Source organism: Flavobacterium marginilacus (genome assembly GCF_026870155.1).
GTDB classification, from domain to species: domain Bacteria; phylum Bacteroidota; class Bacteroidia; order Flavobacteriales; family Flavobacteriaceae; genus Flavobacterium; species Flavobacterium marginilacus.
Map to the genome: position 1 here is coordinate 2340120 of NZ_CP113975.1, position 16420 is coordinate 2356539.

The window sequence follows — 16420 nt, forward strand, 5'->3', positions numbered from 1 at the left end:
TTTTGAAAGAAAAAACTTTAGACTATATTTTGAAAAATAAAGGGATTGTCATGAATATATTCATGTACGGAGAAATTTTAAGACGTACAAATTTCAGAGCCTGAGCCATGTGTTTTTTTACCGTCTCTGTTGAGATTCCCAAATGTTCACCAATTTTTTGATGACTTAATCCGTCCCATTTAGCCATTTTATAGACTTTTTGCTGCTGTGGAGGAAGCTGTTCTACAATCTGATTTAAGATCGTATTGTATTGTTCGTCTTTAATATTATTATCAGTATCGATAAAACTATTTTCGTTTGGATTGATTTCAGCAATCATATTTGCTTCTCTGGCAATTTTTTTAATAGAATTAAATAAATGATTGCGAGAAATTATATAGATATAATTTTCGAAATTGTTTATTTCGGTTAAATTTTTGCGGTTCTGCCAGATTTTCAAGAAGATATCCTGAACAGCTTCTTCCGATTGTACTTTTGATTTTGTGATTCTAAAAGCAGTCGAGTACACAATATTTTTGTATTGATTGTAAATATTTGTAAAAGCAAGTTCACTTCCTTGAGATAATTCAAGAAGAATTTTATTCTCGTCAATATTTGAATTTTGAGCCATTTTTTTAATTAAAATCAATACAGCAATATTATTTATTTTTTTTTAAACGAAGATTATTTATCTAGAATACCTCTTTAGAAATATTAATTTAATAGTTTATGAATAAAATATTAAATTATTGTAAAAATTAAGCACCTTATTTTGTGTAACATTTAATGACGGGTTGTAATGGTATTTATAATAGTGTAGGTTAAGTCTTGTTTTTGTTGAGAATTGAGCAGAATATAATAAAAAAAGCATTTTTTTATTGAAGAATATTTATAAAAAGTATAGATTTGTTTCTTTTTCAAGTCCTTCTTTTTTTTAAGAAAATTATCCTAATTTTTAATTTGATTTAATTATGAAAAAGAAGTTATTTATATTATTTAGTTTCTATTGCATTGCAGTTTTTTCGCAGGCAGTAAAAAAACCTTTAGTTTCGTCAATTTCTGTACAAGATCTTAAAACAGATATGTACGAAATGGCTGGAGATCACTTCAATGGACGTGAAGCAGGTACCTTGGACGAATTAAAAGTGTCTGTGTGGCTTGCAGAAAAAGCAAAACAATCTGGAATGTCGCCTGCAGGAGACGATGGAACTTTTTTTCAGTTTTTCGATTTGTACAGACATCAGGTTACCAATTACACCAAGTTTAGAATTGGGCAAAAAGAATTTAAGTTATGGAGCGAAGTCTTGATTGCCGAAACAACAGCCAGCAAAGTTGAGGCTCCATTACTTTATTTAGGAAAAATTTCTGCAGAAGAAATTAGAAAAGTTGATGTAAAAGGAAAAGCGGTCGTTTTAATAGCTTCGAAAGATGGAATTTCGGATGATATTTCACTTTTCGAACGACGTTATCCAGGATTTGTTAAACAGAAATATTATGAAGATTTAGCGTATAGAGGAGCAGCCGCTTTAATTATTATTGCAGATGAATTGGGTGAAAAATCGTGGACGCAGGTTGAACCGCAAATGAAACGCGGCATTTACGGAATCGAAGGCTACCGCGATAAAATACCGGTACCTTCCAGAATGCCTGCTTTTTGGGTTCATAATGATCAGATAGAATTTTTTAAAAATACAAACGATCATTTATCAGCCGAAGTAATTTCAGAAACATATAAGTATCCTTCTGTAAATGTTGTTGGAAAAGTTGAAGGTAAAGATACTGTATTAAAAAAGGAGTTTGTTCTTTTCAGTGGACACCAAGATCATGACGGTGTGCGGCAAAAATACGGTCAAGACTCCATTTACAATGGAGCAGATGATAATGCAAGTACCTGTGTTGCTATGCTGGCTATTGCGCGGGCATTCAAAAAGCAGCCAGCCAAAAGATCTGCTTTATTTGTATTTCACGGTTCCGAAGAGCGCGGATTATTAGGTTCAAGCTGGTATGCATCACATCCTACAGTTCCTGAAAAAGATATTATTGCCGTATTGAATGGTGATATGATTGGAAGAAATGATATCAATCAGGCAGCACTTTTAGGCTCCACGGATCCTCATCAAAATTCTCCTGATTTGGTAAATGCTGCAAAAAAAGCAAATGATGAAGGACCTAAATTTGAACTCGATAAACTTTGGGACAGACCGGAACATCCTGAGTTTTTTTACTTTAGATCCGATCATATTCCTTATGCTCAAAAAGGAATACCAGCAGTTTTTTTTACCAGTGTACTTCATAGTCAATATCATACACCAATGGACGAATCTGAAAATATAGATTTTGCAAAACTGTATAAAATGACTGATTGGATTTACCGAACAGGATGGATTTTATCTAATAATCCCGAAAGGCCTAAATTTTTGTCAGCTAAAAAATCAAAATAGTTGATTTTACCGAAATTTCAGTTTCGAAATGTACCATAAAGAGGGGAGAGGATAAAGCCTGATATGTAAAGGCTAGGGCTGAATACTGACTTATTTATTTACCAAGGCATTTGCTTTTGAAAAATAAGAGCCTGTTTAAATTTTATTTTTGAGATTTATTATTAGATGATTTTTGAGTGAAATTAGGCAGATTTTTATAAAATAGCAGAGCTATTGTATAAAAATTTAACGAAGTTGTAGCCAAAAATAGTCATAAGAGAGCCAATAAATAAAACTTAAACAGGCTCTAAATAGTGATTTGTCATTTTGCAAAACAGTTAAATTAGCCACGGATTCCACGGATAAAACAGACTAGAATGGATTTTTTAATAAATCCGTTAAATCCGTGTTGTCTGTGTGCTGTTTTTTTATACTTTGGGTATATTGAATTTAAAAATTTTTAAAAGCGAATATTCCATTTATTGGTCAGCGTTTGAGAGTTTTGTTGATTTTAAAACAAAACGAAAAAACAGGAATTTCTAAACGTGAGGCTGCTAAATTAGCTATGGTCGATCCAAACAGCGTTCATAAATGGAGAACATTATTATGGATTTGTACGATAAAAAAAATATATGTTGGAGTTTAAGCGATGGAATGAGTACAGATGACCCGAGCGATAGCGAACAGGCGAAGTAAACCACACTTGGAGCTTGGAAATTGGCTGTTAAAAATTGAAATATTGAGCAAGATTTAATTTTCCATTCTGACAGAGGTGTCCAATATGCCAGCAAAAAGTTTGTAAATGTTCTTGAATCCTATAAAAAAATAACCCGAAGTATGAGCCGAAAAGGAAATTGTTGGGATAATGCGGTAGCGGAGAGCTTCTTTAAATCCTTAAAAACTGAATTGATTTATGGAAACAAACTCATTTCTAAAGAACAAATGAAACTAGAAGTCTTTGAATATATTGAGATTTAGTACAACAGAAAAAGAAGACATTCAGCTTTGAATTATGCAACTATTGAAGAATTTAACAATCAAATTAATTATAAAAATGTAACTTAATTTAATGTACAGTTTTTGTTAGCATATCCAGATATTTTATAAATAGTAAACTCATACTCGACATTTTAAACAAAGTAAAATGACATTTTAAACAAAGTCGAAAGAGTAATGCCTATCTAATTTTGCACTATAACTTTTAAATAGTAACAAAATGATACAGAACAATTATCAAGGAGCATTACAAAATTCAATTAATTCAGGATTTAACTCAAAATCAACAGCAAAAGATGTAATCAATGGAATTGACCTTACAGGCAAAATTGCGATCGTAACAGGTGGGCATACCGGAATCGGTTTAGAAACGACCAAAACACTTGCATCAGCTGGAGCAATTGTTATTGTACCAGCAAGAGATACTCAAAAGGCAAAGAAAAATCTGCAAGGTATAGCAAATGTAGAATTAGAATCAATGGATTTAATGGATCCTGAATCAATTGATGCCTTTGCTGAAAAGTTCCTTACATCAGGAAGACCACTTCATTTGCTTATTAACAATGCGGGTATTATGTGGGTACCATTGCGTAGAGATATTCGTGGCTGCGAATCACAATTAGTAACTAATTATCTTGGGCAGTTTCAGTTAACTGCAAAATTATGGTCTGCTCTAAAAAATGCCAATGGAGCAAGAGTGGTAAATGTATCTTCTCTCGGACACCAAATGGCACCATTTAACTTTGATGATCCTAACTTTCTTCAACGTAAATACGAAACCTTGCAGGCTTATGGGCAATCAAAAACTGCAAGTAATTTATTTTCAATTGAATTAGACAATCGTGGAAAAGAGTTTAATGTAAGAACCTATTCCTTGCATCCAGGCTCTATTGGAGGAACAGAACTAGCTAGAGAAGCATCAATAGAAATGTTTCAAAAAATGGGTTTCTTGGATGCGGATGGTAACATTCTACCTGAAATTGCAGCAAATCTAAAAACAATTCCTCAAGGTGCAGCCACTACTGTTTGGTGTGCTACAAGTCCAAAACTTGAAAATATTGGTGGTGTTTATTGTGAAGATGCTGACATTGCTCCATTAGTCAATAATGAAAGTATTGGGATATCAGGAGTAGAACTTTATTCGTTAGATAAATTGAATGCTAAAAAACTATGGAATTTGAGCGAAGAAATGACGGGTGTAGTGTTTCAAATTTAAAATCGATCACCATAAATGATAGAACAGCTGATTCTAATAAAAATTTAGAGTTAGTTGTTCTTTTAAATAATAACAGTTTGACATTTTAAACAATATTCGGCATTTTTTATCTTTGTCTCATAAGGTCTTTCTCAAAAAGACGAATTTAATCAATCGTAGTTATGGAATATCAGGCAAAATATATAACATCAAACATTAAGCTATCCAGTTATGACGATAAACTCTTCAAATCTGACTTGATGTTTGATGACCACATGCTGATTTGGTTTATTTCTGGTGAAACGAAAATAATACAGGCAGACACCACATACTTTTTCAAAACAGGCGATATTTTTTTGATTCCCAGAAATCAAATGGCTACAATAATTAATTATCCTAAAAACGGACAACCTCATAAAACAGTTGTTATGCACTTATCTACAGAACGATTAAAGAAGTTCTATGAAAAAATTGATGTTCGTAACAAAAGTATTCCTGAACAAAAAATATACAGTTTTGATCATCATCCTTTATTAGAAAGCTGTATGTCATCTTTGATCCCTTATTTTGAATTAGAAGGAGAATTTCCAGAAAACATAGCATCATTAAAAATTACAGAAGCCATTAGCATCTTGAGAGAAATTGACAAAAATATTGATACTGTATTAGCAAACTTTGATGAACCTGGTAAAGTCGACCTAATAAATTTTATGGAACGTAATTTTATGTTCAATATGTCAATGGAAAAATTTGGATATATGACTGGTCGAAGTTTATCCACATTCAATAGAGATTTTAAAAAGCATTTTAATACAACACCTCAAAAATGGTTGACTAAAAAAAGACTTGAGTTGGCTTACTATCAATTAACTGATAAAAAGAAAAAACCAACTGAAGTTTATCTGGAAGTTGGTTTTGAAGATTTATCTCATTTTTCATTTGCATTTAAAAATCAATATGGCAGGCCTCCAACACAACTGTATACTAATAATAACTTGTAAATTTTCACATAGCCACATAGCCCGACATACTTTTGGAACGACTGTAACACTTACAAATGGCGTTCCTATCGAAAGTGTGAGCAAAATGCCGGGGCATAAAAAACAGCATTATACTAAAGTTTTGGATAAGAAAGTAAGTGAAGATATGCAGATTCTGAAGGATAAATTTCTTTCAATGTATTATCTGTCAAATGAACCCAAAACAATTAGCAATTAATATCTTTATTAAAAAATTAATATCTAATTTTACTCAAATTAAATTCTTTATTCTTTTGAAAAATGTATTAATAATTGATGATGAAGACAAGTTACGGGGTTTACTATCAAGAATTGTAACATCAGAAGGATTTAATGTAGTTGAAGCTGCTGATTTAAAATCAGGATTCAAGAAGTTAGAGCAGAATGATATTGATGTAGTGCTTTGCGATGTACTGCTTCCTGATGGTAATGGTGTAGATTTTCTTCAAAAAATCAAAGCTGGTTTTCCGCTTACAGAAGTGATTTTACTGACTGCTTATGGCAAAATTTCCGATGGAGTCCAGGCAATGAAAAATGGTGCTTTCGATTATATTGTAAAAGGTGACGATAACGATAAAATTATTCCTCTTTTATACCGGGCAATAGAAAAAGTTCAGCTTCAAAAAAAAGTAAAACTGTTAGAAAAAAGAATTTCGGATAAATATTCTTTTGATCTCATTATTGGCAAATCCAAAGGGATTGAGCAAGTTATTGATTTGGCTAAAAAAGTAGCAAAAACAAATTCAACTATACTTTTGACTGGCGAGACTGGAACAGGAAAAGAAGTTTTTGCACAAGCTATTCACGAAAATAGCCACTCTGCTGGAAAATCATTCGTAGCATTAAATTGCAGTACTTTTAGCAAAGAAATTTTAGAAAGTGAACTCTTCGGACACAAACAAGGAGCTTTTACTGGAGCTTTAAAAGACAAAAAAGGTTTTATTGAAGAAGCAAATGGCGGTACTCTTTTTTTGGACGAAATAGGAGAGATGCCGTTAGAATTACAAGCAAAACTGCTGCGGGTTTTGGAGACGAACGAATACATCCAAATTGGAGATACAATGCCTAAAAAATCCAATTTTCGACTAATAGCAGCTACTAATCGGGATTTAAAATTAGAAAGTGAAGAACATCGTTTTCGATCTGATTTGTATTATAGATTGAATATTTTCGAAATAAATATTCCGCCTTTAAGAGAACGAACAAAGGACATTCCATTATTAACTTATTTTTTCGTTGACAAATTCTCTAATTCGATCAATAAAAAAGCGTTAAAAATTGATGATGATTTTCTTCATAAATTAGAAACCTATCACTGGCCAGGGAATATTCGGGAGCTTAAAAATGTAATTGAAAGAGCGGTTATTTTAAGTAATTCGGATGTTTTAACTTCGGATGCACTGCCTTATGAACTACAGCATCAGTCAGATAAATCGAATAAAACACTTTCGGCATTTTCGATGCAAAGTATAGAAAAACTGCACATTCAAAAAGTTTTGAACTACACCAAAGGAAATAAAGCTGAAACCGCACGTTTACTTGAAATAGGCGTTGCAACACTCTACCGAAAATTAGACGAATACAATATTCAATAATATAATCTTACCATTTTGAGAAAAGCCTATCATTTTGATAGGCTTTTTTTATGCCTTTTTTTGGTACAAACACAACAATGCCTTAAAAAATAAGAGTTTACGATTTTTTATTTTTTATGGAACACATTTTGGCATAAGCGATGAAGAACATAAAAATCATTCTTATGAAAAATCAAGTTAATACTATTTACAAACAGGCAGAACGCTTTGCCGAAATCACAAAAAAGGCAATCATTACTGGGAATATTAATCGGGCAAAAAAATGTTTAGCTGTTGCTGAACAATTATTCAAAACAGGCAGCAATGATACCAAGATTGCCATTACTAATGTATATCTCTTATCAATAGCCACTTTTATGGAAATGAAACATTGCAGAATTTCCAATCTGTTTCCAAAATCATTACAGGATGAGTATATCAGACAAATCCATATTGCAAAAATGTAAATCTAACCTCAATTTTCACACTATGTTAATCACTATCCTTTTACTCGCATTAGCAGTTTTGCTCTTTGCAATTTGTTTTAAATCTGTCGATTTTTTTGAAAAAATATAAATTATGACCACACTATTTATTATCGCACTTATCGTTTTTGGCTATTTGGTTTATGTTTTAATCAAACCCGAAAAATTTTAACTAACTCTATAAAATTAGATTATGAACACAGAATTATTTGGCGTCATCAGTATTTTTATCATTTCTATAATTTTGGCTATTCCAATAGGAAAATATATTGCCAAAGTTTATTTGGGAGATAAAACACTTTTTGACCCCATTTTCAATCCAATTGAAAAATTAATTTTTAAAATCAGTGGTATCAATTCCACCGAAGAAATGAACTGGAAACAACACCTGAAAGCACTTTTGAGTGTCAATATGGCTTGGTTCTTTCTTTGCTTTTTTGTCTTGTTGTTTCAAGGTTCAATGCCTTTAAATCCGGATAATATTCCGTCAATGTCACCCGATTTGGCTTTTAACACAGCCATTTCATTTGTAGTTAACTGCAATTTACAGCATTATTCTGGCGAAAGTGGACTTTCCTATTTAGGTCAGTTGATGTTGATGTTCCTGCAATTCGTTTCGGCCGCTACAGGGATGGCTGCGGCAGCCATGGTTTTTATAGCGATGCGAGAAAGAACCACCGATAAATTAGGTAATTTTTACAATTTTTTCGTAAAAAGCTGTACTCGTATTTTATTGCCCCTTTCTGCTATTGTAGCAGTCGCATTATTATTTAGCGGAACTCCAATGACGTTTAAAGGGAAAGATAAAATTGTCACTTTGCAGGGCGATACTGTCGAAGTTTCCCGTGGTCCAGCGGCGGCATTTATTGGAATTAAACATATTGGTACAAATGGAGGTGGTTTTTTTGGAGTCAATTCAGCTCATCCATTAGAAAATCCTACTTATTTGACCAATGCAATTGAATTGGCTGCACAATTAATTATTCCTTTTGCAATGATTTTTGCTTTAGGCTTTTATCTAAAGAAAAGAAAATTTGCCTACATTATTTTTGGAGTAATGACCCTAGGTTTTTTACTATTGGTCATTCCAACTGTTATAACCGAATTGAATGGAAATCCAGCTATCGAAAAAATGGGAATTGCTCAGACAACTGGTGCTATGGAAGGTAAGGAAGTTCGTTTTGGTCCAGCTATTTCGGGATTTTGGAGTATTGCTACAACAGTAATTTCGACAGGTTCGGTAAACAGTATGCATGATAGTTCAATGCCTATGTCAGGAGCGATGCAATTATTGGCTATGATGGTCAATGCATTTTACGGTGGCTGCGGTGTCGGATGGCTGAACTTTTACATTTTTATCATTTTGGCGGTATTCATCTCGGGTTTAATGGTAGGTCGAACACCTGAATTTTTAGGAAAGAAAATTGAAGCCCGTGAAGTCAAGATTGCCGCTTTTATTGCTATTCTTCATCCCTTATTGATATTATCTGGAACTGCTTTGGCTTCTTATTTTGCTGCTAATGATACAGCGATGGGCTATTGGTTCAGCGGCAATGCAACTGGCTGGCTGAATAATCCTGGCAGTCACGGATTCTCTGAAATGTTATATGAATACACATCAAGTGCGGCCAACAACGGATCTGGTTTTGAAGGCTTGGGTGACAACAATCCGTTTTGGAATATTACAACTGGAATTGTGCTGCTTTTGAGCCGATTCATACCAATCATTGGACCCATTGCAATTGCAGGCATATTAGCCAATAAAAAATATATTCCAGAAAGTGCAGGAACTTTAAAAACAGATACAACTATTTTCGGAATTATGGTTTTTGCTGTAATTGCAATAATAGCTGCACTATCTTTCTTTCCTGCTCTGGCTTTAGGTCCATTAGCAGAATATTTTTCATTAAAATAATTAATCAAGATGACTAAAAATAAATCCAATTCATTATTTGAAAGTAAGCAGGTAAAAGAAGCTTTAGTGCAATCTTTTGTAAAGCTTAATCCTAAAGTAATGTTCAAAAATCCAGTAATGTTTACCGTTGAAATCGGAACTGCTATTATGTTTGTTATGTGCATTGCTATTTTATTTGGCGCACAGGATCAAGGCAGTTTTACGTATAATTTTATTGTATTCTTAATCTTATTAGCTACTCTTTTGTTTGCTAATTTTGCAGAAGCCATTGCAGAAGCAAGAGGAAAAGCACAAGCTGATAGTTTAAGAAAAACCCGTGAAGAAACACCAGCAAAAAAAGTTTTAGAATTAGGCAAAATCTATTCTGATGAAACTGTAATGGTTTCTTCCTCTCAATTGAAAAAAGATGATATGTTTTTCTGTGAAGCAGGTGATGTTATTCCCACAGACGGAGAAATTATTGAAGGGATAGCAACTATTGACGAAAGCGCCATTACGGGAGAGAGCGCACCCGTTATTCGTGAAGCAGGAGGCGATAAAAGTTCTGTAACTGGCGGAACTAAAGTTTTAACCGATAGAATAACTGTTAGAGTTACTACAGAGCCCGGTGAATCATTTTTAGATAAAATGATAGCTTTGGTCGAAGGTGCTTCTCGTCAAAAAACACCAAATGAAATTGCATTGACCATTTTATTAGCAGCCTTCACCTTAATCTTTGTGATTGTATGTGTTACGCTAAAACCTTTTGCTGATTATGCTAATGCACCAATCACAATTGCTGCTTTTATTTCACTTTTTGTTTGTTTGATTCCAACAACTATCGGAGGTTTATTATCTGCTATCGGAATTGCGGGAATGGACAGGGCTTTGCGTGCCAATGTTATTACAAAATCGGGAAAAGCGGTTGAAACTGCAGGAGATATTGACGTTTTATTATTAGATAAAACAGGAACCATAACCATTGGAAACAGAAAAGCAACTAATTTTTACCCAGCGAAAGGCATTTCTCAAGAAGATTTTATCCAGTCCTGTGTATTAAGTTCTTTAGCTGATAATACTCCTGAAGGGAAAAGTATTATCGAATTAGCTGGCAAAGAAACAGCAAAAAAATCATCAATTGAAGGTGCAGTTTTAATCAAATTTACGGCCGAAACCAGAACCAGTGGTGTAATTTTAAAAGATGGAACCAACATTAGAAAAGGAGCTCAGGATGCTGCCAAAAATATTGTACAGCAAGCTGGAAATCCATTTCCGGAAGATATTGAAAAAAAAGTAATTGATATTTCTTCTAATGGAGGAACTCCATTGGTTGTAATTAAAAACAATCAAGTACAAGGCGTTATAGAACTTCAGGATATTATAAAAACTGGAATGAAAGAACGTTTTGAACGATTAAGAAAAATGGGGGTTAAAACAGTTATGGTAACGGGAGACAATCCTTTGACTGCGAAATTCATTGCAGAAAAAGCTGGTGTAGATGATTTTATTGCCGAAGCTAAACCTGAAGATAAAATGAACTACATCAAAAACGAGCAGCAAAATGGTAAACTCGTGGCAATGATGGGTGACGGTACTAATGATGCACCAGCTCTTGCTCAAGCCAATGTTGGTGTAGCAATGAACAGTGGAACACAAGCAGCAAAAGAAGCTGGAAATATGGTCGATTTGGATAATGATCCAACCAAATTAATTGAAATTATTGAAATTGGAAAACAGCTGTTAATGACTCGCGGAACACTCACCACTTTTTCTATTGCGAATGACGTTGCCAAGTATTTTGCCATTGTTCCAGCACTTTTCATAGCTGCAATTCCAGCTTTACAGGGTTTGAATATTATGAATTTACACAGCCCTGAAAGCGCTATTTTATCAGCGGTAATTTTCAATGCGATTATTATTCCAATATTGATTCCATTGGCTTTAAGAGGAGTTGATTATAAGCCAATCGGGGCAAGTGCTATTTTGAAAAGAAATCTTTTGATATATGGACTTGGCGGTTTGATTATTCCGTTTATCGGAATCAAATTAATCGATTTGGTTGTGGCTGTATTTGTCTAATCCTCACCCCAGCTCTCTCCAGAGGAGAGGGAGACGGAACGGAATTGCATATCTAATTATAAAATAATGATTAACAACTGATCCTTCTGCAAAAACTCCCCTCTCTTTTGGAGAGGGGTTGGGGGTGAGGAAACAATAAAAAACAAAAAAAATGAAAAATATATTTTCAATATTAAAATTGACCTTGGTACTGGTTGTTTTGTTTGCCGTTATTTATCCTTTGGCAATATATGGAATTGCCAAATTTGCTCCAAATCAAGGTAAAGGCGAAACTATTTCGGTTAACGGAAAAGTGGTTGGTTATCAAAAAATTGGACAAAAATTTGATAAATCGAATTATTTCTGGGGAAGACCTTCGGCAGTTGATTACAATGCTGCAGGAAGTGCCGGAAGTAATAAAGGTCCAAGTAATGCTGATTATTTGGCTTTGGTTCAAAAAAGAATTGATACCTTTTTATTGGTACATCCTTATTTGAAAAAATCAGAGATCCCATCGGATATGGTTACTGCTTCAGGAAGTGGACTGGATCCAAATATTTCTCCGCAAGGTGCATTGATTCAGGTAAAACGTATTGCCAAGGAAAGAAAATTATCAGAAGATAAAGTAAAAGCTTTGGTCGAAAGTAAAATTAATACACCAACAGTTATGGGAACAGCAACTGTAAATGTATTGGAATTGAATGTGGCTTTGGATGAGTTACACTGAGAAAGGTGCTGTGGTTCTAAGTTGTTCCTAATAGGCTTTATATCCTAACAGGTTTTCAAAACCTGTTAGGTATTTATAAGCTTTCTTTTGACCATAAAGAAACCCACAAGTTTTTTCATATTTCTTTCGTTGGGATGACAAAACTGTGTAAAAATCTAATTAAAACCTGTTAGGATACTAATCATCTTTTTACCTTGAAAGTCCTAGCCCCGATAGTAGTCTACCGTGTGGACACAAATACAATTTCGTTATTTTTATCACTAAATAAAGATATAATATGCGAAGATATTTTACAGACATTGATGATTCTCGACTATTAAAAAGGAGTAATTTAATATTAGATAGTTTATTTCATAATTGTGTTCATTCGATACGTCAGCTTACACAAAGCGATTCAGAATGTAAAGCAGTTTATCGTTTCTTGCAGAACAAAAGAGTTTCAGAATCGAAATTAATTAAAAACATGTCAGCAAACTGCTGTTTTTCAGCTCAAGACAAAACAGTTTTATGTATACAGGACACAAGTGAGATCAATTTATATAATCATAAAAACAGAGTTAAAAAAGACGAATTTATAGGATTGACTAATGCTGCAGCAAAAGGAGGAATTGGATTTTTACTGCATCCTAGTTTCGTTATAGATGCTTATAGTTTTGTTCCGTATGGCTTTTCAGATGTAAAAATATGGAACAGGCCTTTAGAGAAACTTACAAAAAAGGAAAGGAATTATAATTTGCTTCCAATTGAAGAAAAGGAATCTTATAAATGGATAGAATCTTCCCAAAAATCCAAGGAAGTTTTAGAGAAATCAAAAAAAGTCATCATCATTCAGGATCGAGAAGGTGATATTTATGAGCAATTTGCAATGATTCCAGATCAAAAGACGGAATTATTGGTAAGAGCAAGAGCAAACAGAACGCTACTAAACAAGGTTAAATTGTTTAGTTTTATAGCCAATGAACCTCTTAAAGGGAAATATACGATAGAATTAGAAGGTGATAAAAGAAGAAATATAAACAAACGGGAAGCTACCTTAGAAGTTAGATTTTCTGAAGTAACTATCCAAAAAAATGATTTAGTTTCAAAGAATGCGCCCAAAAGCCTTGATTTATATATCATCGAAGCAAAAGAAATTGGCGATAACATTGATAATCCAATATGCTGGAGATTACTAACAACCATTAAAGTCTTAGACCTAGACACAGCCTTAAAATGTATCGAATGGTATACTTGTAGATGGATTATAGAAGAGGTTTTTAGAATTCTAAAAAAGGAAGGATTTAATATAGAAGCAAGCGAATTAGGTTCTGCAAAATCTATTCGAAAATTGTCTTTAATGATGATGGAGACAATTGTCAAACTATTTTTAATGCAAATAGCATATAGTATTCCAGAGGAAGAAATAGAAGCGAGAAGTTGTTTTTCAGATCAAGAACTTGAATGTTTAGAATATCAAATGATAAAATTAGAAGGAAAAACAGAAAAATTAAAAAATCCTCATATCCAAAAGGATTTAAAAAGATATGTTTGGGTTATTGCAAGGCTTGGTGGATGGAAAGGATATGCAAGTGGGAGAAAACCAGGAATAACCACTTTCTCTATCGGAATACAGAAATTTGCTTCAATAATGGAGGGATGGCAATTGTTTTTAGATGTGTCCACACGGTAGGATAGTAGTGGAAATCCTTTTTCTGGCTTTTTTAGCCAGGAAAAGATTGAAACGGATAGCGGGATTAGCTCCTAAAAAAAATCTACAAAAAAAATTAATTAAGAGGACGAAATTACTTTGTTTCTCGCAATCAAAATATGAAAAAAATAATACTTACAGCTTTAATAGCTTTCGGATTTACAACTGCAAACGCTCAAGAAGAATCTAAAAGTCTTTTTACGTTTTCGGGATATATTGATGTTTATTACAGTTATGATTTTGCAAAACCCAAAAATCATACCCGTCCGGGATTTTTTTACAGTTATAATAAAAGCAATGAAGCTAACCTTAATCTGGGAATGGCAAAAGTGAATTATGCTGCAGCAAATATTCGTGGAAATTTTGCGCTGATGGCTGGAACGTATGCCGAATACAATATGTCGGCGGAACAGGATTTATTGAAAAATGTTTATGAAGCAAATGTTGGTGTAAAAATAGCTAATAACCACAATCTTTGGATTGATGCTGGAATTATGCCTTCGCACATTGGTTTTGAAAGTGCCATTGGTAAAGATTGTCAGACTTTAACGAGAAGTATTCTTGCCGAAAATTCTCCGTATTATGAAGCAGGTGTAAAAATTGGTTATACTTCTGAATCTGGAAAATGGTATTTGGCGGGAATGTATCTGAATGGCTGGCAGAGAATTCAGAAAGTTGAAGGAAACCAAACTCCGGCTTTTGGAACGCAGCTTACATACAAACCGTCAGATAAGGTAATCTTGAATTGGAGTACTTATGCTGGAAATGAGCAGCCTGATGCTGACAAAAAATGGCGTTATTTTAATAATTTTTACGGACAGTTTAAGCTGTCTGATAAAACAAATGTAACAGCAGGTTTTGATGTTGGTTCACAGCAATCGGATAAAGGAAGTGACAAATACGATGTTTGGTTTTCTCCTGTTTTGATTCTTCAATATAAACCAGCTGATAAAATTCAGCTGACAGCACGTGGAGAGTACTACAGTGATGAAAAAGGTGTAATTATCGCAACAGAAACGCCAAACGGATTTAAAACATATGGTTTTTCAGCTAACTTTGATTACATAGTTTCTGATAACGTTATGTTTAGAATCGAAGCCAGAAATCTGTCAAGTAAAGATGATATTTTTACAAAAGATAATCTCCCAACAGATACGAATACTTTTGTAACGACATCATTAGCGATTAGTCTTTAATTTAGTGAAATGTTTTTTGTAAAATGTGAGATATCATTTTACAAAAAACTTCTTATCTTATAAAAAATGGAAAAAGAAAATAACGCACAGCACTTTCTGGATTTAATTCAAAAATCAAGAAAAGGGAAGTTTAAAATCTACATTGGCATGAGTGCCGGCGTGGGCAAATCTTTTCGTATGCTTCAGGAAGCGCATTCGTTATTGCGAAACGGAATCGATATAAAAATTGGTTATATTGAAACTCATAATCGTAAGGAAACACACGAATTATTGGAGGGGTTGCCAATTATTCCCCGAAGAACCATTTTTTATAAAGGAAAACAGCTGGAAGAAATGGATGTCCAAGCCATTATCAATCTTCGTCCGGAAGTAGTAATTGTTGATGAATTAGCACATAGCAATATTGAGGGCAGTAAAAACGAAAAACGCTGGCAAGATGTTTTAGAGATTTTGGAAGCTGGAATTAATGTAATTTCGGCAGTAAATATTCAGCATATTGAAAGTTTAAATCAGGATATAAAACAAATTACAAATGTTGAAGTCAAAGAACGTATTCCTGATAATGTTTTGAGACTGGCAGATGAAGTGGTGAATATCGATTTAACTTCCGATGAATTAATCAATCGGTTAAAAGAAGGTAAAATCTACACAGAAGATAAAATCCAAATGGCTTTAAATAATTTTTTTAAGCCAAATCAGATTCTTCAATTGCGTGAATTGGCACTGAAAGAAGTAGCCAGTCAAGTAGTCCGAAAAGTGGAGAATGAGGTGCCAAAAAACATAGCATTGAGACAAGAAAAACTCTTGGCTTGCATTAGCAGCAATGATAAAACAGCCAAAATTGTCATTCGAAAAGCGGCTCGTTTAGCGAGTTATTACAATAGCGATTGGTCTGTTTTATATGTTCAAACACCTAAAGAAAGCAGCGAAAAAATTGCACTTGATAAACAAAGACATTTGATAAATAATTTCAAATTAGCAGCTGAACTCGGTGCAGAAGTGATTAAAGTGGAAAACAAAAAAATTACTGATGCCATTTTAAAAATAGTCGAACAGAAACAAATCACGACTGTTTGTATAGGAAAACCACATTTGAGTTTACTTAAAGTAATTTTGTCAACATCAATTTTTAAAAGACTATTGAATAATCTTTCATCATCGAATGTTGACCTTGTAATACTATCATAAAA

14 protein-coding genes and 2 pseudogenes are annotated in these 16420 nt (G+C 33.4%); 15 read left to right on the forward strand and 1 reads right to left on the reverse strand.

Annotated elements, in window-relative coordinates:
* Positions 1–22 precede the first annotated feature (22 nt).
* On the reverse strand, positions 23–610 hold the full coding sequence (locus OZP07_RS10095; RefSeq protein ID WP_194643883.1) for an RNA polymerase sigma factor: 588 nt from the start codon (positions 608–610) through the stop codon (positions 23–25).
* A 340-nt stretch (positions 611–950) separates the two neighbouring features.
* Between OZP07_RS10095 and OZP07_RS10100 the strand changes: the two genes are divergently transcribed.
* The 15 genes and pseudogenes from OZP07_RS10100 (at position 951) to OZP07_RS10165 (ending at position 16418) form a co-directional block, all read left to right on the forward strand.
* Positions 951–2420, forward strand: coding sequence for a M28 family metallopeptidase (locus OZP07_RS10100; protein ID WP_281638258.1), 1470 nt, complete (start codon positions 951–953; stop codon positions 2418–2420).
* Between the two features lie 816 nt (positions 2421–3236).
* The gene (locus tag OZP07_RS10105) at positions 3237–3377 is read left to right on the forward strand and encodes an IS3 family transposase (protein WP_281638259.1); all 141 of its coding nucleotides are present in this window, start codon (positions 3237–3239) and stop codon (positions 3375–3377) included.
* 238 nt (positions 3378–3615) lie between these two features.
* Positions 3616–4611 (forward strand): SDR family NAD(P)-dependent oxidoreductase, encoded by a 996-nt coding sequence (locus OZP07_RS10110; RefSeq protein ID WP_281638260.1) that lies wholly within the window; start codon positions 3616–3618, stop codon positions 4609–4611.
* Between the two features lie 161 nt (positions 4612–4772).
* Entirely contained in the window at positions 4773–5591 is an 819-nt protein-coding gene (locus OZP07_RS10115; protein ID WP_281638261.1) for a helix-turn-helix domain-containing protein, read from the forward strand.
* A gap of 13 nt (positions 5592–5604) precedes the next feature.
* Positions 5605–5808 (forward strand): annotated as a pseudogene (locus tag OZP07_RS10120) (tyrosine-type recombinase/integrase); the annotation flags it as partial.
* A gap of 55 nt (positions 5809–5863) precedes the next feature.
* Positions 5864–7204, forward strand: a complete 1341-nt coding sequence (locus tag OZP07_RS10125; RefSeq protein ID WP_281638262.1) for a sigma-54-dependent transcriptional regulator — start codon at positions 5864–5866, stop codon at positions 7202–7204.
* Between the two features lie 164 nt (positions 7205–7368).
* Complete coding sequence (locus tag OZP07_RS10130) at positions 7369–7650, forward strand: DUF7674 family protein (protein WP_194643895.1); 282 nt, start codon at positions 7369–7371, stop codon at positions 7648–7650.
* A 112-nt stretch (positions 7651–7762) separates the two neighbouring features.
* Positions 7763–7840 carry a K(+)-transporting ATPase subunit F gene (kdpF, locus tag OZP07_RS10135; RefSeq protein WP_194643909.1) on the forward strand — a complete coding sequence of 26 codons (78 nt, stop codon included), beginning with the start codon at positions 7763–7765 and terminating at the stop codon, positions 7838–7840.
* 21 nt (positions 7841–7861) lie between these two features.
* Entirely contained in the window at positions 7862–9583 is a 1722-nt protein-coding gene (kdpA, locus tag OZP07_RS10140; RefSeq protein ID WP_281638263.1) for a potassium-transporting ATPase subunit KdpA, read from the forward strand.
* A gap of 9 nt (positions 9584–9592) precedes the next feature.
* On the forward strand, positions 9593–11641 hold the full coding sequence (kdpB, locus tag OZP07_RS10145; protein ID WP_194643899.1) for a potassium-transporting ATPase subunit KdpB: 2049 nt from the start codon (positions 9593–9595) through the stop codon (positions 11639–11641).
* A gap of 151 nt (positions 11642–11792) precedes the next feature.
* Positions 11793–12347, forward strand: coding sequence for a K(+)-transporting ATPase subunit C (locus tag OZP07_RS10150; protein ID WP_194643901.1), 555 nt, complete (start codon positions 11793–11795; stop codon positions 12345–12347).
* A gap of 277 nt (positions 12348–12624) precedes the next feature.
* Positions 12625–12726 (forward strand): annotated as a pseudogene (locus OZP07_RS22240) (hypothetical protein); the annotation flags it as partial.
* A gap of 84 nt (positions 12727–12810) precedes the next feature.
* The gene (locus OZP07_RS10155; protein WP_281635697.1) at positions 12811–14016 is read left to right on the forward strand and encodes an IS4 family transposase; all 1206 of its coding nucleotides are present in this window, start codon (positions 12811–12813) and stop codon (positions 14014–14016) included.
* A 137-nt stretch (positions 14017–14153) separates the two neighbouring features.
* The gene (locus OZP07_RS10160) at positions 14154–15230 is read left to right on the forward strand and encodes a porin (RefSeq protein WP_281638264.1); all 1077 of its coding nucleotides are present in this window, start codon (positions 14154–14156) and stop codon (positions 15228–15230) included.
* A 66-nt stretch (positions 15231–15296) separates the two neighbouring features.
* Positions 15297–16418, forward strand: coding sequence for a universal stress protein (locus OZP07_RS10165; protein ID WP_281638265.1), 1122 nt, complete (start codon positions 15297–15299; stop codon positions 16416–16418).
* Positions 16419–16420: the final 2 nt, after the last annotated feature.

Coding starts and splice junctions, on each gene's coding strand:
- OZP07_RS10095 (WP_194643883.1), bottom strand. CDS start 610: ATGGCTCAAAATTCAAATATTGACGAGAATAAAATTCTTCTTGAATTA.
- OZP07_RS10100 (WP_281638258.1), top strand. CDS start 951: ATGAAAAAGAAGTTATTTATATTATTTAGTTTCTATTGCATTGCAGTT.
- OZP07_RS10105 (WP_281638259.1), top strand. CDS start 3,237: ATGAGCCGAAAAGGAAATTGTTGGGATAATGCGGTAGCGGAGAGCTTC.
- OZP07_RS10110 (WP_281638260.1), top strand. CDS start 3,616: ATGATACAGAACAATTATCAAGGAGCATTACAAAATTCAATTAATTCA.
- OZP07_RS10115 (WP_281638261.1), top strand. CDS start 4,773: ATGGAATATCAGGCAAAATATATAACATCAAACATTAAGCTATCCAGT.
- OZP07_RS10130 (WP_194643895.1), top strand. CDS start 7,369: ATGAAAAATCAAGTTAATACTATTTACAAACAGGCAGAACGCTTTGCC.
- kdpF (WP_194643909.1), top strand. CDS start 7,763: ATGACCACACTATTTATTATCGCACTTATCGTTTTTGGCTATTTGGTT.
- kdpA (WP_281638263.1), top strand. CDS start 7,862: ATGAACACAGAATTATTTGGCGTCATCAGTATTTTTATCATTTCTATA.
- kdpB (WP_194643899.1), top strand. CDS start 9,593: ATGACTAAAAATAAATCCAATTCATTATTTGAAAGTAAGCAGGTAAAA.
- OZP07_RS10150 (WP_194643901.1), top strand. CDS start 11,793: ATGAAAAATATATTTTCAATATTAAAATTGACCTTGGTACTGGTTGTT.
- OZP07_RS10155 (WP_281635697.1), top strand. CDS start 12,811: ATGTCAGCAAACTGCTGTTTTTCAGCTCAAGACAAAACAGTTTTATGT.
- OZP07_RS10160 (WP_281638264.1), top strand. CDS start 14,154: ATGAAAAAAATAATACTTACAGCTTTAATAGCTTTCGGATTTACAACT.
- OZP07_RS10165 (WP_281638265.1), top strand. CDS start 15,297: ATGGAAAAAGAAAATAACGCACAGCACTTTCTGGATTTAATTCAAAAA.